19 protein-coding genes and 1 pseudogene are annotated in these 19,513 nt (G+C 60.0%); 10 read left to right on the forward strand and 10 right to left on the reverse strand.

All coding sequences use genetic code 11. The features are described 5' to 3' along the window. Positions 1–294, reverse strand: a pseudogene (locus CAG25_RS23280) (energy transducer TonB); the annotation flags it as partial. Between the two features lie 1,090 nt (positions 295–1,384). Between CAG25_RS23280 and CAG25_RS23285 the strand changes: the two are divergent. Continuing rightward, positions 1,385–2,008: a glutathione S-transferase N-terminal domain-containing protein gene (locus CAG25_RS23285; protein WP_085612736.1), complete on the forward strand. Its 624-nt coding sequence runs from the start codon at positions 1,385–1,387 to the stop codon at positions 2,006–2,008. Here the strand turns inward: CAG25_RS23285 and CAG25_RS23290 are convergent, their stop codons facing one another. After that, the gene (locus tag CAG25_RS23290; protein ID WP_011335068.1) at positions 2,009–2,449 is read right to left on the reverse strand and encodes a CBS domain-containing protein; all 441 of its coding nucleotides are present in this window, start codon (positions 2,447–2,449) and stop codon (positions 2,009–2,011) included. A 189-nt stretch (positions 2,450–2,638) separates the two neighbouring features. Between CAG25_RS23290 and CAG25_RS23295 the strand changes: the two genes are divergently transcribed. Continuing rightward, positions 2,639–4,999 (forward strand): DNA polymerase II, encoded by a 2,361-nt coding sequence (locus tag CAG25_RS23295; protein ID WP_178076489.1) that lies wholly within the window; start codon positions 2,639–2,641, stop codon positions 4,997–4,999. On the opposite strand, the gene CAG25_RS23300 is transcribed toward CAG25_RS23295, so the two are convergent. The 3 genes from CAG25_RS23300 to CAG25_RS23310 all read right to left on the reverse strand — a co-directional run bounded on the left by CAG25_RS23300 (position 4,964) and on the right by CAG25_RS23310 (position 7,524). Then, on the reverse strand, positions 4,964–5,434 hold the full coding sequence (locus CAG25_RS23300; protein ID WP_085612734.1) for a DUF1810 domain-containing protein: 471 nt from the start codon (positions 5,432–5,434) through the stop codon (positions 4,964–4,966). The genes CAG25_RS23295 and CAG25_RS23300 overlap by 36 nt on opposite strands. 29 nt (positions 5,435–5,463) lie before the next feature. Next, positions 5,464–6,285 carry an aldo/keto reductase gene (locus tag CAG25_RS23305; protein ID WP_085612733.1) on the reverse strand — a complete coding sequence of 274 codons (822 nt, stop codon included), beginning with the start codon at positions 6,283–6,285 and terminating at the stop codon, positions 5,464–5,466. Positions 6,286–6,375: 90 nt separating this feature from the next. Next, positions 6,376–7,524, reverse strand: a complete 1,149-nt coding sequence (locus tag CAG25_RS23310; RefSeq protein ID WP_085612732.1) for an aldose epimerase family protein — start codon at positions 7,522–7,524, stop codon at positions 6,376–6,378. Between the two features lie 247 nt (positions 7,525–7,771). On the opposite strand from CAG25_RS23310, the gene CAG25_RS23315 reads away from it, so the two are divergent. The 3 genes from CAG25_RS23315 to CAG25_RS23325 all read left to right on the forward strand — a co-directional run bounded on the left by CAG25_RS23315 (position 7,772) and on the right by CAG25_RS23325 (position 9,757). Further along, positions 7,772–8,521: a hypothetical protein gene (locus tag CAG25_RS23315; RefSeq protein WP_039767696.1), complete on the forward strand. Its 750-nt coding sequence runs from the start codon at positions 7,772–7,774 to the stop codon at positions 8,519–8,521. Positions 8,522–8,616: 95 nt separating this feature from the next. Further along, on the forward strand, positions 8,617–9,402 hold the full coding sequence (locus CAG25_RS23320; RefSeq protein WP_011335062.1) for a sulfite exporter TauE/SafE family protein: 786 nt from the start codon (positions 8,617–8,619) through the stop codon (positions 9,400–9,402). Between the two features lie 13 nt (positions 9,403–9,415). Beyond that, the gene (locus CAG25_RS23325; protein WP_085612731.1) at positions 9,416–9,757 is read left to right on the forward strand and encodes a hypothetical protein; all 342 of its coding nucleotides are present in this window, start codon (positions 9,416–9,418) and stop codon (positions 9,755–9,757) included. Here the strand turns inward: CAG25_RS23325 and CAG25_RS23330 are convergent. After that, positions 9,747–10,211: a GNAT family N-acetyltransferase gene (locus CAG25_RS23330; RefSeq protein ID WP_085612730.1), complete on the reverse strand. Its 465-nt coding sequence runs from the start codon at positions 10,209–10,211 to the stop codon at positions 9,747–9,749. The genes CAG25_RS23325 and CAG25_RS23330 overlap by 11 nt on opposite strands. Before the next feature lie 210 nt (positions 10,212–10,421). On the opposite strand from CAG25_RS23330, the gene CAG25_RS23335 reads away from it, so the two are divergent. Beyond that, positions 10,422–10,988, forward strand: a complete 567-nt coding sequence (locus tag CAG25_RS23335) for a DUF4174 domain-containing protein (protein ID WP_085612729.1) — start codon at positions 10,422–10,424, stop codon at positions 10,986–10,988. Between the two features lie 170 nt (positions 10,989–11,158). On the opposite strand, the gene CAG25_RS23340 is transcribed toward CAG25_RS23335, so the two are convergent. Next, positions 11,159–12,307 carry an AAA family ATPase gene (locus CAG25_RS23340; protein WP_085612728.1) on the reverse strand — a complete coding sequence of 383 codons (1,149 nt, stop codon included), beginning with the start codon at positions 12,305–12,307 and terminating at the stop codon, positions 11,159–11,161. A 481-nt stretch (positions 12,308–12,788) separates the two neighbouring features. On the opposite strand from CAG25_RS23340, the gene CAG25_RS23345 reads away from it, so the two are divergent. After that, entirely contained in the window at positions 12,789–13,121 is a 333-nt protein-coding gene (locus CAG25_RS23345; RefSeq protein ID WP_371857745.1) for a hypothetical protein, read from the forward strand. Positions 13,122–13,182: 61 nt separating this feature from the next. On the opposite strand, the gene ampC is transcribed toward CAG25_RS23345, so the two are convergent. Further along, positions 13,183–14,349, reverse strand: a complete 1,167-nt coding sequence (gene ampC / locus CAG25_RS23350; protein WP_085612727.1) for a class C beta-lactamase — start codon at positions 14,347–14,349, stop codon at positions 13,183–13,185. Between the two features lie 160 nt (positions 14,350–14,509). Here ampC and CAG25_RS23355 point away from each other — a divergent pair, with 160 nt between their 5' ends. Then, positions 14,510–15,385 carry a LysR family transcriptional regulator gene (locus CAG25_RS23355; protein ID WP_085612726.1) on the forward strand — a complete coding sequence of 292 codons (876 nt, stop codon included), beginning with the start codon at positions 14,510–14,512 and terminating at the stop codon, positions 15,383–15,385. Here the strand turns inward: CAG25_RS23355 and gudD are convergent. Further along, positions 15,382–16,725: a glucarate dehydratase gene (gene gudD, locus CAG25_RS23360; protein WP_085608310.1), complete on the reverse strand. Its 1,344-nt coding sequence runs from the start codon at positions 16,723–16,725 to the stop codon at positions 15,382–15,384. The two genes, CAG25_RS23355 and gudD, sit on opposite strands and share 4 nt — an antisense overlap. Positions 16,726–16,749: 24 nt before the next feature. Next, on the reverse strand, positions 16,750–18,096 hold the full coding sequence (locus CAG25_RS23365) for an MFS transporter (RefSeq protein ID WP_085612725.1): 1,347 nt from the start codon (positions 18,094–18,096) through the stop codon (positions 16,750–16,752). A gap of 364 nt (positions 18,097–18,460) precedes the next feature. Here CAG25_RS23365 and CAG25_RS23370 point away from each other — a divergent pair, with 364 nt between their 5' ends. Further along, positions 18,461–19,174, forward strand: a complete 714-nt coding sequence (locus CAG25_RS23370) for a FadR/GntR family transcriptional regulator (protein ID WP_039767639.1) — start codon at positions 18,461–18,463, stop codon at positions 19,172–19,174. A 94-nt stretch (positions 19,175–19,268) separates the two neighbouring features. Then, positions 19,269–19,499, forward strand: a complete 231-nt coding sequence (locus tag CAG25_RS23375; protein ID WP_085612724.1) for a hypothetical protein — start codon at positions 19,269–19,271, stop codon at positions 19,497–19,499. Positions 19,500–19,513 lie beyond the last annotated feature (14 nt).

Here is a 19,513-nt window from a genome sequence, read left to right on the forward strand (position 1 = left end):
GGGCGGCGGCGGCTCCGGTGTCGGCGGGGCCGGCGGTGTCGGGCTGGTCAGCTCGACGGTCATTTCCGGAATTTCCGGTGGCGTGGGCAGCGGTTCGGCCCGCGCCTGCTGGAAAAACCACCAGGCGCCGCCGTGTATCAACGCCGACACCGCCACCAGCAACAGCATCTGCTGTTTGTTCAGGCCGCCGGGCTGCGAAGTGTTGGCCTTAAACACGGGCCGGCCCGCAACCGACGGGAGCGGCGCTTCCCGCAAGGGCCCCGGCGGACTTCTGTGCTTTACCGCATCGTTCATTAAAGCTCCCTCGGCTGGATGAAGGGCAATAAGGTGCCGTTCGAACAACACCGCGTTGTTCGAGTGAGTGGTCGCAACTTTCATACAGGTGTGCAGAAGCCGATAGTTGAACTATCTATTGAACAGGGCTTGTGCAGCTTATTGCTTCAGTAACGTCGACTTCGATGGTTCATTGATCCGGTCCGTGGCTGTTCTTTTATAAGTGAGTGTGCAATTGAGTGGCGAACATCATTCTTGCCCTCATGGTTGATGCAATAGCAACCGCTGTGCCAAAGAGTGACCAAATGTGTATCGGTTATTTCATGGGTGATACGTATGTCGCATTTATATAAGTTTCATTAAACAGGCCGGTTTTCCTGGGCGCATGTCGTCCCGATGGCCCTGTTTGCAGGGCTTTTTTCAGGGCGAGACAGCTCTGGCGCGGTATCGCGCTGTTCAGCGAGATAGAGCGGCTGTTCTCGTGTCGGCCAGGGCGCGTGATGGTGCGTGGCGGACTGATTTGGTGCGGGTCAGGGTTTTAGCGGGTCACAGGCGATGTTCCTTGTTCTTGTTTAAGTAAAGTCGGTCGCTCCGCATGAACGATGTAATGACTGGAAGTGCAGTTTTGGTGCGCTTCGAGCATCAACTCCAAACAGCAAAAGTTGTACGGGTGTGCTGTCTGAAAGTTATTGTCGAACAATCTGTTCTGGCATTCATTAATGCAGCGCGCACGCAATGACTGCTTGCGTGCTATTTAAAAAATAAATAGTGAAGGTGTTCAGGTAATAAAAGGAATGCACGGACTGTTCGGCGGGCGAACGCGGCGCAGGTAAACGGGCACGGAGAGAAGAGGGTGGCGCAGCAGATGAAGATTCACGCGGTGAACTCCTTGTTGCCAGCTCGGATACGCGAACTTTTGGTTCGGTATCGCACCTTACAAGAACGCGGATAGCGTTCGCTGATTGCTCTTGGTGCGGGATGGGCACCGCCAGCGCTGTTTTGCGAGATCAGGGATTCGCAAGCTGCCGATGAATGCGCAATCCGTGCCAAATTCGATACAACGGCTATAAATAGGGCCAGGCGGGATGCCTTTCGCAGTGGAGGAGGGGATATGTATCAGCTCTACGGACACCGCAACTCAGGAGCAGCGGCCATCGAGGCGGCGCTCGAGCTGTGCCAGGTGGCTTACCGCTTCATCGATATCGAGGCCAGTGCGGAAGCGGCGCAGGAGCTGGCGCGGCTCAATCCGCTCAAACAGATCCCGACCCTGCAACTGCCGGACGGCAGTGTCATCACCGAAAGTGCGGCGATCCTGATTCATCTGGGGCAAAGCTTTGCGCAATCCGGCCTGCTGCCGGCCAACGGCGCTGACCGCGATCAGGCGATTCGGGGCCTGGTGTACATCGTCAGCAATTGTTATGCGGCCATCGGGATCATTGATTACCCGGAACGCTGGCTGGTGATGCCGGACGAGGTCTCGCGACAGAATCTGATGGCGGGTGCGCGGGAACGACTGCACTGGAGCTGGGAGGTGTTTGCCGATCAGTTCTCGGCCGAGCTGTACCTGGACGATGAAACACCGGGCGCACTGGATGTGCTGGCGGCGGTGGTCACGCGCTGGGCCGGTGCCCGCGATCACCTGCGCCAGGCTCGACCCGGTTTCCATGCGTGGCTGCAGCGCATCGACCGGCACCCGGTGCTGGCGCCGGTCTTTGCGCGGCATTGGCCCGGCTGATCACTCCCCGCGAATGTACTGCTCCAGCTGTTTGATCAGTTCGGCCTGTTCGGCAATCGCTTCCTTGACCAGGTCGCCGATCGACAGCAGGCCGATCAGCTTGCCGTTCTCCACCACGGGCAAGTGACGCAGGCGTTTGTCGGACATGATGCCGAGGCAAGTGTCGACGGTCTGATGGGTGTCTACCGTGATCACGTTCGCCACCATGATGTCGCGCACCGGCGTGCCCACCGAGGAGCGTCCGTGCAGCACCAGTTTGCGTGCGTAATCGCGCTCGCTGATGATGCCCACCACGTTGTCGTCTTCCACCACGAGCAAGGCGCCGACGTTCTTCTCGGCCATTTTCATCAGCGCTTCGAGCACCATGTGATCGGGTTTGATCTGGTGCACTTCCTGATTTTTCGGATCTTTGAGCTTGAGCAGTTGGGCGACGGTTTTCATGGCGGTTACTCAGGTGTTGTCGTTGTTCTCCAAGCATCGTAGACGCAGGCGCGCAGGGCAAGGCCGCAAAACGGCAGATAACACGCAAAAAACGTCATTTGACCGGGTTTTTCATGGCGAGGCCTTTGTCACGGGTGGCGGCAATGCCGCGTAGAATGCCCGTCTGAATCAATTCCTGAGGTTGCAGTGGTGGATTTACAGCAGGGCTTCGTCCTGACCCGGCATTGGCGCGACACCCCGGCCGGCACCGAAGTCGAGTTCTGGCTGGCGACCGACGCCGGGCCGCGCCGTGTGCGCCTGCCGCATCAGCCGTCGGTGGCGTTCATCCCGGCGGCGCAGCGCGAGCAGGCCGAGCGGGTGCTGGCGGACGAAAAGAACGTCGAACTGCGCCCCTTGGCCCTGCAGGATTTCGAGCATCGCCCGGTGCTCGGGCTGTATTGCCAGCAGCACGGTCAGTTGATGCGCCTCGAAACCGCGCTCAACCGGCACAGTGTCGATGTCTTCGAAGCCGACGTGCGACCGCCCGAGCGCTACCTGATGGAGCGTTTCATCACCGCGCCCGTCTGGTTCAGCGGCACGCCCGATGCCGACGGCGTGTTGCTCGACGCCCACCTCAAACCTTCACCTGACTATCGCCCGCAACTGCGGCTGGTCTCGCTGGACATCGAAACCACCGAGCAGGGCGAGTTGTACTCCATCGCCCTGGAAGGTTGCGGCGAGCGCCAGGTATACATGCTCGGCGCACCGAATGGCGATGCCAGCATCGTCGATTTCGATCTCGAGTACTGCGAGTCGCGCACCCTGATCCTGAAGAAGCTCAACGACTGGTTCGCCTGCCACGACCCAGACGCGATCATCGGCTGGAATCTCGTGCAGTTCGACCTGCGTATCCTCCACGAACACGCCCGGCGCCTCGGCGTGCCGCTCAAACTCGGGCGCGGCGGCGAGGAAATGCAGTGGCGCGAGCACGGTAGCCGCAATCATTACTTCGCGGCAGCGGCGGGGCGGTTGATCATCGATGGCATCGAATCCCTGCGTTCGGCGACCTGGAGCTTTCCCTCGTTCAGTCTGGAAAACGTCGCCCAGACCCTGCTTGGCGAAGGCAAGTCCATCGACAATCCGTACCAGCGCATGGACGAGATCAACCGCATGTTCGCCGAGGACAAACCGGCGCTGGCCAAGTACAACCTCAAGGACTGCGAACTGGTCACGCGGATCTTCGCCAAGACCGAGTTGCTGAAGTTTTTGCTCGAGCGCGCCAGCGTCACCGGCCTGCCGGCGGATCGCAGCGGCGGCTCGGTGGCGGCATTCACCCATTTGTACATGCCGCTGATGCACCGCCAGGGTTTTGTGGCGCCGAACCTCGGCACCAATCCACCGCAGGCCAGCCCCGGCGGGTTTGTCATGGACTCGCAACCGGGGCTGTACGAATCGGTGCTGGTGCTCGACTACAAGAGCCTTTACCCGTCGATCATTCGTACCTTTCTGATTGATCCGGTGGGGTTGATCGAAGGCTTGCAGCATCCTGACGACAGCGACTCGGTGCCAGGTTTTCGCGGCGCTCGTTTCTCTCGCACCCGGCATTGCCTGCCGTCCATCGTCGCCCGGGTCGCCGAGGGCCGCGAGACCGCCAAGCGTGAGCAAAACGCGCCGTTGTCCCAGGCGCTGAAGATCATCATGAACGCCTTTTACGGTGTGCTCGGTTCCAGCGGCTGCCGGTTTTTCGATACGCGACTGGCGTCATCGATCACCCTGCGCGGCCACGAGATCATGCTGCGCACCCGGCAGTTGATCGAAGCCCAGGGCCACGCGGTGATTTATGGCGATACAGACTCGACGTTCGTCTGGCTGCGTCGCCCCCACGGTCAGGAAGAGGCGGCAACCATCGGCCGGGCGCTGGTGCAAAACGTCAACGACTGGTGGCGCGAGCATGTGCGCGAGCAGTACGGGCTGGAAAGCGCCCTCGAATTGCAGTTCGAAACCCACTACAAGCGCTTTCTGATGCCGACCATTCGCGGTGCCGAGGAAGGCAGCAAAAAGCGCTACGCCGGCCTGGTGACCCGCGCCGACGGCAGCGAGGAAATGGTCTACAAAGGCCTGGAAACCGTGCGCACCGACTGGTCGCTGCTGGCCCGGCAATTCCAGCAGGAGCTGTACGAGCGGATCTTCCAGCGCAAGCCGTATCAGGATTACGTGCGCGATTACGTGCGCAAGACCCTGGCCGGCGAGTTCGACGAGCGACTGGTCTACCGCAAGCGCCTGCGCCGCACCCTCGACGATTACGAACGCAACGTGCCGCCCCATGTGCGCGCCGCGCGGCTGGCCGATGATTACAACGCGCAACACGGTCGCCCGCGCCAGTACCAGAACGGTGGCTGGATCAGCTACGTCATCACCCTGGCCGGCCCAGAGCCGCTGGAAGTGCGCCGCGCGGCCATCGACTACGACCACTACATCACTCGCCAGCTGCAACCGGTGGCGGATGCGATCCTGCCGTTTGTCGACGACGATTTCTCAACCCTGATCGGGGGGCAACTGGGCCTGTTTTGAGTCCAGCAGTTGCAGGGTCCACTCGTCCTGAATGCCGTGGAAGAAACGCTCCAGCGCCTGATGCCAGAGGCTGTCGTCGTCAGCGAACTGGGCGAACAGGGTCATCGATGAGTGGAATTTCAGGTCGTCTGGATGGCCGAAGATTTCGGCAATTGAACGCTGCTGTGCGTTCAGCACCAGCTGCGTGCAGGTTCGCAGCCGGGCGCCGAGCAACGGGTGGTCGAGGTAGGCGCGGGTTTCCGGCGCCGAGTTGATCGCGAACCGCCGCGACATCTCGCTGCCGCCGAGCCCGGCCAACTGCGGGAACACGAACCACATCCAGTGGCTGCGTTTGCGGCCCTCGCGGAGCTCGCGCTGGACCCGTTCGAACACCGGGTCCTGGGCAAGCACGAAGCGTTGCAGGTTGAATGGATCGTCCTGATCAGTGCTTCTCATGGCGAAGCCCTCTGTCAGTCGGCGGTGGCTCAGACCATGGCCAGCCGCTGCTTGCGTTTTGGCGCCTGAAACACCTGGTCCAGCGCCGCCAGATCCCCGGCCTCGAGTTGCAGCTGCGCGGCTTGTGCATTGAGCTGCACGTGTTCCGGGCGCACGGCCTTGGGAATTGCAATCACCCCATCCTGACGCAGAATCCACGCCAACGAAACCTGTGCCGGGGTCACGCCGTGACGAGCGGCAATCTGTTTCAACACCGGCTCGGCAAGCATCGCGCCACCCTGGCCGATCGGGCAGTACGCCATCAGCGGCATGCGCTGCTGTTGGCACCACGGCAGCAGGTCGAATTCGATGCCGCGCTCTTCCAGGTTGTACAGCACCTGATTGGTCGCGCAGGCCGAACTCGACAGTTCCTCGAGATCATCGACGTCGAAATTCGACACGCCCCAGCGACCGATCTTGCCGTCCTCGCGCAGACGCTCGAAAGCCTCGACGGTTTCTTCCAGCGAATACTGGCCGCGCCAATGCAGCAGATAGAGGTCGATGTAATCGGTGTCGAGCCGGCGCAGACTGCGCTCGCAGGCCTGGGGAATGCCCTTGCGACTGGCGTTGTGCGGGTAGACCTTGCTCACCAGGAACACTTGATCGCGCAGGCCGGCAATGGCTTCGCCGACCACGCTTTCGGCACCGCCCTCGGCGTACATTTCGGCGGTGTCGATCAGGGTCATGCCCAGCTCGATGCCGCTGCGCAGGGCCGCGACTTCACGCGTGTGCGCCGAGCGGTCTTCGCCCATGCGCCAGGTGCCCTGGCCAATCACCGGCACCTGCACGCCAGCCAATTCGAGGGTACGCATTCAAACCTCCTTTCTGAAACGGTCGATACCTTGAGTGGGCAGCAGAATAGCCCACGGGTTCCGTCCGGTTCCAGAAAGGAGGTCAGGTGCTTACTTGGCGGAGAACTTCAACACCACGCTCTGGGTGTAGGTCTGGCCGGGATCGAGCCGGGTGCTCGGGAAGTTCGGCTGATTCGGCGAATCCGGGTAGTGCTGAGTCTCCAGGGTGAACGCGCCCCAGTGCGGATAGACCTTGCCACCCTTGCCCTTGACCGTGCCGTCGAGGAAGTTGCTGGTGTAGAACTGCACGCCCGGTTCGTTGGTGTACAGCTGCAAGTGGCGACCGGATTGCGGGTCACTGACTTCGGCAGCGAGTTTGCTGACGTCACCCTTGGTGTCCAGCGCCCAGTTGAAATCGAAACCGCCGTGTTTTTCTTCGGCGAATTTCAACTGCGGATGGTCGGCCTTGATGTGCTGGCCGATGGCGGTCGGTTTGGTGAAGTCCATCGGCGTGCCGGCCACGGGCGCCAGTTCGCCGGTCGGAATCAGCTTGGCGGTGACCGGGGTGTAATGGCTGGCGTGCAGGGTGGCGACTTGCTTGAGGATATCGCCATTGCCGGCGCCGGCAAGGTTGAAGTAGCTGTGGTTGGTCAGGTTGAGCACAGTGGGTTTGTCGGTGCTGGCCTTGTAGTCGATGCGCAGTTCGTTGCTGTCGGTGAGGCGGTAGGTCACCTCGGTGGTGAGGTTGCCGGGGAAACCCATTTCACCATCCGCCGACAGATAGGTCAGGGTCACGCCGACCGAATCCTTGTCCTTGGTTTCCTTCGCCTTCCAGACCTTTTTGTCGAAGCCCTGAGTGCCGCCGTGCAAGGCGTTGGTCTTGTCGTTCTGCGGCGCCTGGTAGCGTTTGCCGTCGAGCTCGAACGCACCGTCGGCCAGGCGATTGCCGAAGCGGCCGATGGTTGCGCCGAAGTACGCGGTGCCTTTCTGATAACCCTGCACATCATCGAAACCGAGGACGATGTCGTCGAGCTTGCCGTGCTTGTCCGGCACTTGCAGTGCCTGCAAGGTCGCGCCGTAGGTGATGACCGTGGCTTGCATGCCGTGGCTGTTGCGCAGGATGTATTGCTCGACCGGCGTGCCGTCATTGGTTTTGCCGAAGGCTTTGTGTTCGCTGGACAGGCCGGCGGCCTGGGCGGAGAGGGTGGCGATCATCAGGGACAGTCCGAGGCCGCAGAGTGAGTGTCGGGATTGAAGCATGGGTTGACCTTCCTTTTTGTTGTTGTTTTGAAAATCTTTAAATAGTCATGCTAATTAATGGATGAATGGGAATTTATAGCGGATTAAACGATTAATGCAAAAATAAAGTCGGACTAAATTGATTGAGCCAAGGGCGCCGAAGGTCGGGAATCCACGCCGGCACTGCACTTTTGCGAAATCCGCGGCTCTATCCATGGCCAGGGTGCGGTGACTTCCGCCGCACAGGAACGTGTCCGTCAAAGAATTCATGCCGAGAGTTTTGCACCCCATCGCTGCATTCATTCATCGCCCGTGCCTGCTGCTGGCCTGCCTGTCGACGCTGCTGCTCGGCGGTTGCAGCCATCAGGACGGCAACAATTTCATCACCCAGATGCGCGAGGGCAGGCCTCAGGAATTTCTCCAGACCAGCGTCGATCGCATGGCAACTCTGGCGATGCGTGACAACCTCGACAGCCTCTACCGCTTGATGGGCAAGTTGTATTTGCGTAACCCGGAGGAACTGCGCAAATCCGGTTTTCTCGACATTCGCACGGCGGTCAAGCAGGTGCGACTGGCCATCGAGCAACAGCAACCCTTGCCAACCCTCGGCGGCAAAAAGGATCTGGCAGCGCTGAGCTATGCCATGAGCCCGGAATTCCTTGGCGACCGGGTCGGCGCGTTCATCTATGCGATCGGCAGCATGCTGGTCACCGCCCACGGCAATCGCACCGAGTTCTACATGACCGATGCGATCAACCCGACCTTCGTCAACAACGCCGCGCGCAACATCGAGAAAGCCACGTGGATCCTCGCTCAGCGGCAGAACAAGGATGGCCAGCCGCTGCTGTTTTCCAACGAGATTTCCGAGGAGGGCAGCAACCTGAGCTTCGCCACGGAGTTCGGCAAAGTCGTGGCGCGTCTGGATCTGCTGACCCAGATGCTCGACGAGCGCTACCGGCGCATCGGTTTGAATTACGCCCAGAGCCTGTTGTTTTTGAATTTTTTGCCTGTGCAGTGAAATGGCATAACGATAGATCCGATCGATATAGGGCGTTATAAGAAAACTGGTTATGCTGCGGGCCGGATTTTCCTGTGGTTTGTCTGGACGTCTTAATGGAATTGGCAAATTTCGGCCTGGTGATTGCCGGGCTGGTGGTGGGGTTCATCGTCGGCATGACCGGTGTCGGCGGCGGTTCGTTGATGACGCCGATCCTGCTGTGGTTCGGCATCAATCCGGCCACGGCGGTGGGCACGGATCTGCTGTACGCGGCCATCACCAAATCCAGTGGCGTGCTGGTGCACAGGAAGAACAAGAACATCGACTGGGCCATCACCGGCTGGCTGACCCTGGGCAGTGTTCCGGCGGTGGCGATGACCTTGTGGTTCCTCAGCACCCTGCACACCGCGCCGGATGCGATGAACGCCATCATCAAGCAAGCGCTGGGCTTCGTGCTGTTCGCCACGGCGCTGGCGATTCTGTTCAAGAAGCGCCTGCTGGAATTCGCCCACAAACGCGCCGGCGGCAACTATAACCCCAGCGGCGCGCGCCTGAATGTCATGACCGTGATCACCGGTCTGATCCTCGGCACCATGGTCGCCCTGACCTCCATCGGCGCCGGCGCCCTTGGCACCGTCGCACTGTTCATCCTCTATCCGCTGCTGCCGACCCGCCGCCTGGTCGGCACCGAAATCGCCCACGCCGTCCCGCTGACCTTGGTCGCCGGCCTCGGCCACGCGAGCATGGGCAACATGGACTGGGGCGTGCTGGGCTTTCTGCTGGTCGGCTCGCTGCCGGGCATCTGGCTCGGCAGCCACCTGACCGGCCGCGTCTCCGATGAACTGCTACGCCCGTGCCTGGCGACGATGCTGGTATTGATCGGTTACAAGCTGGCGTTCTGATCGGCAGGCAGCCATGAGCGAAATCACATTCCATTGCAATGGCCGTCTCGCCATCACGGTCGAGCCCCGGGAAATACGCATGAGCCACTGGCTCTACGCGCCTCTAGTGGTTGATCAGCAGCGCCAACAGACGCTGCTGGACTTGAGTGGCAGCCAGTGGGACCTGATTTCCACTACCAATGAAACCGCTGGCGGTATTGATCTACTGCTGCGCAAATACCCGGGTGACAAACCAGCGGTGACATTGAGCGTCAGCCTTGATGACGGAATGCTTTGGCTTGGCGGCCGATGCGTCGAACTCTCCGGGCTGGAAGCGGCGCTGGAATTGGCGCTGAGCCAAGCGATCACTGGCTGATAGAGCGCTTCATCACCGTCACCGGCAATCCGTCATATTCCATTTCCTCCAGCACCTCCCAACCCAGGCGCGCATATAGCGACTGCGCGGCATCGGTGTACAGGTACAACTGTGGCACCCCCAGTGCGGCGGCTTCCTCGACGATGCGGTTGACCAGTTGCGAAGCGATCCCGCGGCCGCGCTGTTCGGCCTTCACGTAGACCCCGGCCAGCCACGGCGTCAGTTGCGGACGGGTGTCCATGTCGCTGTCGATCAGCAGCGCACCGCCGAGCAGTTTTCCATCTTCGATCGCCACCACCACGCTGGGGATCGCGCCTTTGCCGCAGGCGGCGCGCATGCGTTCGGTGCGGCTGGCGAGGGTGTCTTCGGGGCTGTACTGGCCCCATTCCTTGAAGTTGAGTTCGGCCAGTTCCTCGATCAGTTGCGGGTGATGGCAGAGGTAGTCGATGTGCATGCGCGTTGAACTCCATTTCACAGGTTGAACAGCCACCCTAATGCGGTCATAAAAGGTAATCAAATGCGCGACATGATCGCGCCCAACCGGTTGCGCAAAATCGGTGCTGACCTAAGCTTTGGGCAAGGCGAAACACTTTTGCCGGGCACCCCCCGGAACAATCGCCGCGATGCGCAATCATTAGAGCGTGGATATCAAAAGGAGATGCGCATGCTCATCAGGTCACTGACCCTGACACTCTTGCTGGCGATTGCCGGCCCCCTGTTCGCCGCCGACGGCGATTCCCCTCTGGACGTCGACAAGGGCATTAACCGCCCATTGATCGTGATCGCTTCCAGCACAGTCGATTCTTATTGGGTCAGCCTGAAAAAAGCGCTGGACGACCCGGCCAACAAACAAGGCATCGCCGACCGCAAGATCAAGGTTTACACCATCCTGAGCATGAGCGGTCAGGTCGATGGCAAAAGCCTCGAGCAGCAGCAAACCATGGCGCTGCTGCGCTCGCTGAAGCTGGGCGCCGGGGCGTATCCGAAAGTCTTCCTGGTGGGCAAGGATGGAGAGACCAAACTGACGGCTTCTGGAGAGGAAGCGGCGGCGGTCGATCTGAAGAAGATCTTCGACACCATTGATGCGTTGCCTGCCGCTGAAAAAGAAGCCACTTCCACCGTGGTCACGGCCCCGGCTGCTGCAGAACCGGCGCCGGCCAAGGGTGCGAAAGGGATAAAACCGGCGAAACCGACCAAACCGGCCAAGCCGCCGGAAATGCCGGATGATTGATTGAGGCAGGCTCTGAATAAAAATGGCGAACGTTATCAAGCGGTCGCCATTTTTTTGCCCACGGTGTTTTGATCTGAAGATGACCGCAGGCGGTCATGGAGGACAATCCAACACTGTTCTGCGATGCCGGTTCCTGTGGTTTTGATCCACATCTGATTGGCATCGAGTTTTTAAAGGTTGTTGCGCTCGTAAAGCTCGTCGTCATTCAGCACATAAACCAGTGCATCTTTTGCTTCGCTAACGACCAGGGGAGATTGGGTTGTCAGCACGAATTGGCAGTTTGGAAATGTTTTGCTCAATTGCTGGATAAGGTTGAGCTGCCATTCCGGATGCAGATGAAGGTCCACCTCATCGATGAGGACGACGCCTTCGCCGTGGAGCGGGTTGTCCAGTGACGGGTTCATCATGGCCAGTCGGCGGGCTATGTCGCCGACCAGCGCCAGCATCGACTTTTCGCCTTGCGACAATTGGGCGACATTGAAAGTGACGCCGTCCTTGTCGACCGCCATGTGCAGGCGAGGTTGTCGCTGTACTCGCAGGTTGGTGAAGCCCGGCATGAAGGCCGCGATGGCGCAGCAGACGGCCGTCAGTTGGGCGTCACGGGACGAAGCTTTTAGCTCGGATAACGTCTTCCAGGCTTCGCTCTCAGCACCAAGCTTTTGAGCTATTTCGTTCAATGCGGAATCGGAAATGCCGGACTCGTTTTCGCTGTCTTCACGCTCTCGAAACCATTCAAAGAAGCGGCGAAAGTCGGTGCTGTGTTTCAGTGAGTCGTCGTAGCCCGCCAGTTGATCGAAGGTTTGTCCGCTTTTGATTTTCAGCGGGATTTCGATAGCCGATCGCTCCACCGGATAGTAGGCGATCAGGGGGAGTGAGGCGTTGTCATCGGCTGTCAGCAGGACGCGATAGTGATCGGCGAGCAGATTTACGTCTTCCAGGGAGCTGCTCAGAGCCGTTTTCCCTTCCTGCTTGCTGTGTGACATACCCCATACGAATACATCGTCTTCTTCATCGGGATCAGAGTCGGGACTGACTCGCGGATGTGCAGGTTCTGCTACCGCGATCGAGACGATGGCAGCCGGGGTCTCTTTGCGAATGTCTTCCTCTGCGATATGGCTGCCATTGCCTTTTTGGGTGCGAATTCTTGCTATCAGCCAGCTCAGGCAGGTGGTGAGCGCTTTCAGCAGGGTGGTTTTACCGGCGCCGTTGATTCCCACGAAAACTGTGACGTTGGAATGGGATCCGGAGAGAGGAGCCAAATGAACGGTGATGTCATTGAACCGACCTACATTCGTGAGTTTGAGGCTGTCGATCTTCATTCATTCCCCTCTGTGTTTCAGTCGGTCAGGTGTTTGGCGAACGTCATTTCATCCGCGATAACCCGGCAATGCGGTGCAGTTTAGATGCATCTCTTTGAGCCGGTCACCTTTGAAAATCATTGCTGAATGTGCCCGGAAATTTACGCGGCAACACCCTTCAAACCCATCGGAAGTTTCCTTCAAAACGCGGCGGCGTTGGTGAACTGGTGGCTTGAGTCGTACGCCGATAACCTCATCGGGCCGCTGCAAAATCAGCGGTCGGATGTGGAAGTCCGGGGATAACAGGGAAGCGTATGTGCGCCTGTGACCACATGTTGGTATTTTTTATGCCACCATCGTTGTTTATGGCAGCTATGCGCAGGAGCACTCTCAAGTGCACCGGGTTTCTCTGGCCCCGGACTTCCACACCTGCGCAAAGCTGCCACCCTCTCGTGGAAGGGAGCTCGGCAGTTTTCTCCCTTAACGTCAGAGGTCTTCACACATGAAAAAAGCAGATCCGAGCAGGCCAGAAACTCCCACGAATTCAGATTCCCGCGAACAAATCGCTAATTCCAAACCCCGTTACATCCCCATCACCGGCATCGACTGCCAGATTCCCTGTCTCCTGATCGACCGAGAAGCCCCGTTAGACGTACTCCACGGCACCGCCGCCTACCGCTTGCGCAGCGTGACGCAGTTGCTGGAAACACTTTCATTGAGCGACGGCATCGGCCACGACGCCTTGCTGCTGCAGGACTTCGCCCGGGTGCTGGCAATCCCGCTGCGCGACAGTTGCGATCTGATGGATGTACTGGGCTGGAAGCTACAGGCGTAGTTTTCAAACCCTGAAATAAAAACGGGCGACCTTCTCAGGTCGCCCGTTTTTTATGGCGTGATTACCGGGTCAACTCACCCAGAATCCTGTGCGCAATCTTCACTCGCTCTCCATTCGGGTAGTTGCGATTCGCCAGAATCACGATCCCGACTTTCTTCGACGGTACAAACGCGACATACGCACCGTAGCCAGCGGTGGAGCCAGTCTTGTTCAACAGCACGTTCGCCAGTTCTGGCTGTGGCGGATTCAGCCATTTGACCTTGTGCGGTTCCATGGCCATTGGCGTCGAGTTGCCGTCCAGCAGGCGCTCGAGGCTGATCGGGTAGGTGTAGCGTTCCCAGCCCAGGCCCTGGGTCATGTCGCCGACCGTGTAGTAGCCGGTGTGGGTGAGGGCGATGGCTTTTTGCAGAGGTGTTTCGAGTTTGGCGGTGTCGAGGTTGGCCTGGACGTATTGCAGCAGGTCGGCGGCGCTGGTTTTCACGCCGTAGGCTTCGGAATCGAGGGCGCCGGGGCTGACTCGAACCGGTTTGTTGTTCTTGTCATAGCCCTGGGCGTAGAGCTTTTGTTCAGACGCCGGCACTGACAGGAAGGTGTGCTTGAGCCCGAGTTTCGGCAGCAGGGTTTCGGTCATGACCTGATTGAACGGCTGGCCGAGGCTTTTCGCCGCCAGGTAACCGAACAGACCAATGCTTGGATTGGAATACAGGCGCTGGCTGCCGGCCGGAAAGGTCGGTTTCCACTGTTGGTAATAGCCGAGCATCTTGTCGGCAGAATCCGCGGCATCCGGGAATTGCAGCGGCAGGCCCCCGGCAGTGTAGGTGCCCAGTTGCAGCAGGCTGATGTGGTCGAAGGCGCTGCCCTTCAGCTCGGGCCAGTGCTGGCTGGCCTTGTCGGAGAATTGCAGTTTGCCGCTGGCCTGGGCGTACGCGGCGAGGGTCGCGGTGAAGGTTTTGCTCACCGAACCGATTTCGAACAGGGTGTTTTCACTTACCGCTCGCCCGGTGCTTTTGTCGGCGACACCGTAATTAAAGTAATGCGCCTTGCCATCGACTGTCACGGCCACGGCGAGACCTGCGATGTCCTGTTGCTGCATGACCGGGGTCACGGTGGCCTTGACCAGTGCCTGCAACTGATCGTCGGTTGGCGGGGCGGCCAGGCAAGTGGCGGTGCTGAAGAAAAGTCCGAAAGCGCTGTAGGACTTGAATTTGTTCAGGTTGATCGAAGACATGCTTGAACCACTCTCCATGAGTGTTGATGGTGTTATCCCGCTACACTGCGAGCGTTTTTTCATTGGGCTGCTGATCGGCGCCGCCAAATCTAGGCAGTCCGTTGTCTTTCGGCAAACGATGAAAACTCGGATGAGCCATTAGAAAAATTTGGGATTAGGCATGATTCGACCTCAATTGCCTTTGAATGCATTGCGCGCCTTCGAGGCCTCTGCGCGTCATTTGAGCTTCACCCGCGCCGCCGTGGAGTTGTGCGTGACCCAGGCGGCCGTCAGCCATCAGGTCAAAAGTCTGGAAGCGCAACTCGGCGTGATCCTGTTCAAACGCCTGCCCCGTGGGCTGATGCTGACCGGCGAGGGCGAAACCCTGCTGCCGGTGCTGACCACGTCGTTCGATCATATCGCGCAGATGCTCGAGCGTCTGGCAGGCGGGCAATATCGGGAAATGCTCACGGTCGGCGCGGTGGGCACCTTTGCCGTTGGCTGGTTGTTGCCGAGGCTGGCGGACTTTCAGGCGAAACATCCGCTCATAGATTTGCGGCTGTCGACCAACAACAACCGGGTGGACGTCGCCGCCGAGGGGCTGGATTACGCGATCCGGTTTGGCGCCGGGGCGTGGCACGGCATTGAAGCGACCCGTTTGCTGGAGGCGCCATTGTCGGTGCTCTGCGTGCCGGAAATCGCCCGGCAACTGCACACGCCGGGGGATCTTCTGCAGCACCGTTTGCTGCGCTCCTATCGCACCGACGAGTGGCCGGAATGGTTTCACGCGGCCGGTCTGGCGACCCATGCTGCGCCGCCCCAGAGCATCGTGTTCGACTCGTCGCTGGCGATGATGGAAGCGGCGTTGCAGGGCGGCGGGGTGGCATTGGCGCCGCCGTTGATGTTTGCCCGGCAACTGGCGGCGGACCTGATCCGCCAACCCTTTGCCATCGAAATCAGCACCGGCAGCTATTGGCTGACGCGCTTGCAGTCTCGGCCGGAGACGTCAGCGATGGCGGCGTTCAAACACTGGTTGCTGGAGGCTGCGCAGGCTTAACGCACCAGACACGGCTTCTTGTTATCGAACGTCCAGCCCGGAATCAGAAACTGCATCGCCACGCTGTCATCCCGTGCGCCCAGCCCCATGCCTTTATAGAGTTCGTGGGCCTTGGCCACCTGATCCATGTCCAGTTCCACGCCCAGCCCCGGTTTCTTCGGCACCTGCACGCAGCCGTCGACGATTTGCAGCGGTGCCTTGGTCAGGCGCTGGCCGTCCTGCCAGATCCAGTGGGTGTCAATGGCGGTGATGTCGCCCGGTGCGGCGGCCGCGACGTGGGTGAACATCGCCAGGGAAATGTCGAAGTGGTTGTTGGAGTGCGAGCCCCAGGTCAGGCCCCACTCGTGGCACATTTGCGCCACGCGCACCGAACCCTGCATGGTCCAGAAGTGCGGGTCGGCCAGCGGAATGTCGACTGACTGCAACTGGATCGCGTGGCCCATTTCGCGCCAGTCGGTGGCGATCATGTTGGTGGCGGTTTTCAGCCCGGTGGCACGGCGGAATTCAGCCATCACTTCGCGGCCCGAATAACCATTCTCTGCACCGCACGGGTCTTCGGCGTAGGCCAGCACATGATGCTGGTCGCGGCACAAACGGATCGCTTCTTTCAATGACCACGCGCCGTTCGGATCGAGCGTGATGCGGGCATCCGGGAAGCGCTCGGCCAGTGCGGTCACCGCTTCGATTTCGGCATCGCCGCTGAGCACGCCGCCCTTGAGTTTGAAGTCCTTGAAGCCATAACGCGCGTGCGCAGCCTCGGCCAGACGCACCACGGCGTCGGCGGTCATGGCTTTCTCGTGACGCACGCGGAACCAGTCGTTGTCGGCATCCGGTTCGCTGCGGTAGGCGAGGTCGGTTTCCCGGCGGTCGCCCACGTAGAACAGGTAACCGAGCATCTTCACTTCATCACGCTGCTGGCCTTCGCCGAGCAATGCGGCCACTGGCACGTCGAGGTGCTGGCCGAGCAGGTCGAGCAGGGCGGCTTCCAGCCCGGTGACCGCGTGAATGGTGATGCGCAGGTCGAAGGTTTGCAGGCCACGGCCGCCGGCATCGCGGTCGGCGAAGGTCTGGCGGACCTGGTTGAGGATCTTCTGATAAGTACCGATCGGGCTGCCGACCACCAGGCTGCGAGCGTCTTCGAGGGTCTGGCGGATGCGTTCGCCGCCGGGCACTTCACCGACGCCGGTGTGGCCGGCGTTGTCCTTGAGGATGACGATGTTACGGGTGAAAAACGGCCCGTGGGCGCCGCTCAGGTTGAGCAGCATGCCGTCGTGGCCGGCCACCGGGATGACTTGCATTTCGGTGATGATCGGAGCTTTGGCGATGTCGTGTGCGGTCATTTGGCGTTGTCCTTTCAAGCGGATTCAGGCGTGTTTCGGCGCGGCATCGGCCACGGCGACGTCAGGTGCGGATTTGGGTGTCATACGGGCGGCGAATACGATGATCGCGGCAATGATCGAGGTCGCGGCCAGGCCATAGAGGCCGCCCTGGATCGAACCGGTGTGTTGCTCGAGCAAACCGAAAGTGGTGGGAGCGACGAAGCCGCCGAGGTTGCCCACTGAGTTGATCAACGCGATCACGGCAGCGGCGATCCGCGCATCGAGATAAGCCTGCGGAATCGGCCAGAACAGCGACGATGCGGATTTGAAACCCAGTGCGGCAAAGCAGATCGCGACAAAAGCGAAGATCGGCCCGCCGGTGGTGGACATGAACATCCCCGCAGCAGCGATCAGCAATGCAGTGGCCACCCACGCCTGCTGGTGTTTCCACTTCGCCGAGAACGAAGCGAACGCGTACATGCCAATGATGGACAGCAGCCACGGAATCGAGTTGAACAGGCCGACCTGGAAGTCGCTCATCTCGCCCATCTTCTTGATGATGCTCGGCAGCCAGAACGTTGCGGCGTAGATCGTCAATTGAATGAAGAAGTAGATCAGGCAGAACAGGATGATCTGGCGATCCTTGAGCAGTTTGCCCAGCGACGGGCGGATCGGGGTCGCGGCTTCGCGGGCCTTCTGTTCATCGTCGATGGCTTTGACCAGCGCATCCTGCTCGGCGCGGGTCAGCCATTTCGCATCGTGGGGCTTGGCGTCGAGCCAGAACCAGACGAATACGCACAGGCAGACCGAAAACATCCCCTCAATGAAATACATCCACTGCCAGCCATGCATGCCCAGACCTTCGATCTGCAGCAACAGGCCGGACAACGGGCCGGAAATCAGCGAGGCCACGGCCGAACCGCTCAAGAAAATCGCAATCGCCTTGCCGCGCTCGGCCCCCGGCAACCAGCGGGTGAAGTAGTAGATCACTCCGGGAAAGAACCCGGCTTCGGCCACGCCGAGCAGAAATCGCAGGATGTAGAAGTGGGTTTCGTTCTGGATGAACGCCATGCCGGCGGCCACCAGGCCCCAGGTGAGCATGATGCGGGTCAGCCAGATTCGCGCGCCGACCTTTTGCAGCAACATGTTGGAAGGGACTTCGAACAGCGCGTAACCGATGAAGAACAGACCGGCACCGAAACCGTAGGCCGCGGCACCGATGCCGAGGTCGTGTTCCATGTGGGTACGGACGAAACCGATGTTCACCCGGTCAATGTAATTGACGATGAACATGATGACGAACAGCGGCAGGACGTGGCGTTTGACTTTGGCAATGGCGGAGGACAGCACCGAATTGGCGCCCTCGTTCATCCCGGCAATGGACGATTTCACTTGGTTTTCTCCCACTCGTTATTTTTATGCGGGTTGTGGCTGGTGTTGCGTTGTTGATAGACATCATACAACTAGATTTTTTTGTCCTACAAGCGGGAGTGCTCAATCAAATTTGTCTACGGGAAAGGGTTTTTATGCTTTTTCAGATTTTATGCGCCGTGTTTGTTGGCTTTTGTAGGGGGGGTGGCACGCGTAGTAGAGCGTTTTGTTCCAGTGCAAGTGGGGCGACTGCCCGGCGCAATGGATGAATTTCTATCTAAAATTGAGTGTTGTCATACAAGTTGGATCCCGGAATTCATAGGAGCTCATACAAGTCATTGCCGCCAGTGCTACGATCGGTTTGCCTCGATCACCGGAACCGACCATGCAAGACGACTTCGACGCCCCCGCCCGTAAACGCGCGCACAACCTGGCCCACGACCTGGTGGAAAAACTGACCCAGAGCATCCTGCTCGGTCAGATGCTGCCCGGTGACAAGTTGCCGTCGGAAAACTCGATCGTTCAGGAACACGGCGTCAGTCGCACTGTGGTGCGTGAGGCGATTTCAAAATTGCAGGCGTCGGGGCTGGTGGAGACGCGGCATGGTATCGGCACCTTCGTGATCGAACGCGCGCCGGAGCAGGGGCTGCGGCTGAATGTCGACACCGCGCTGGGGGTGCGCAGTATTCTCGAGCTGCGCATGGGCCTGGAGACGCAAGCGGCGGCGCTGGCCGCGCAGCGCCGCACCGAGCAACAACTGGTGCAGATGCGTCAGGCGCTGGACGACTATCAGCGTCTATTGGCCAATAACGACAGCTGCGTCGAAGCCGACCGGCGCTTCCACTTGCTGATTGCCGAAGCCACCGGCAATGTCTGCTTCACCGAAATCATGCAACACCTTGGCAGCGCGATGATCCCGCGCACCCGGGTCAATGCGGCCGAGCGCGGGGCGGTGGATTTGAGCAAGCTCGGGCAACTGGCGAATCTTGAGCATGAGGCGATCTTCAACGCCATCAAACGTCAGGACGCGGACGCGGCGCGCGCGGCAATGTGGTTGCACCTGACCAACAGTCGAGACCGGTTTTCAGCCACGAGCTGAATGCCGCTGGTCTGTTCAATAGCACGCCCGGTGCGGCGGCACTTCCAACGAGTACGACCCGGATCTTCCGGGCCTCATGCTCTGAGGTGCAATCATGGCTGACGATACGCTGTTTCAGGGAGGCACGGCCCCAACCGACCCTACCGGCAAAGTCCCCGGTACGGATGAGCCGACTCTGGCCGATCACGAGATGCCGCCGGGCGTCATGCCCGGGCGCGACCCGTTGAGCGATGCCGACCGGCCGGAAGACTGGAAGGATCCGTCGTCCGATGAAGACATACCGCCGGCTGACGAGCCGACACCGCTGTCCGATGACAGGCGCTGAACAAAACCCGGCTG

The sequence above is a fragment of the Pseudomonas sp. B16(2017) genome (assembly GCF_002113205.1).
Lineage (GTDB): Bacteria > Pseudomonadota > Gammaproteobacteria > Pseudomonadales > Pseudomonadaceae > Aquipseudomonas > Aquipseudomonas pharyngis.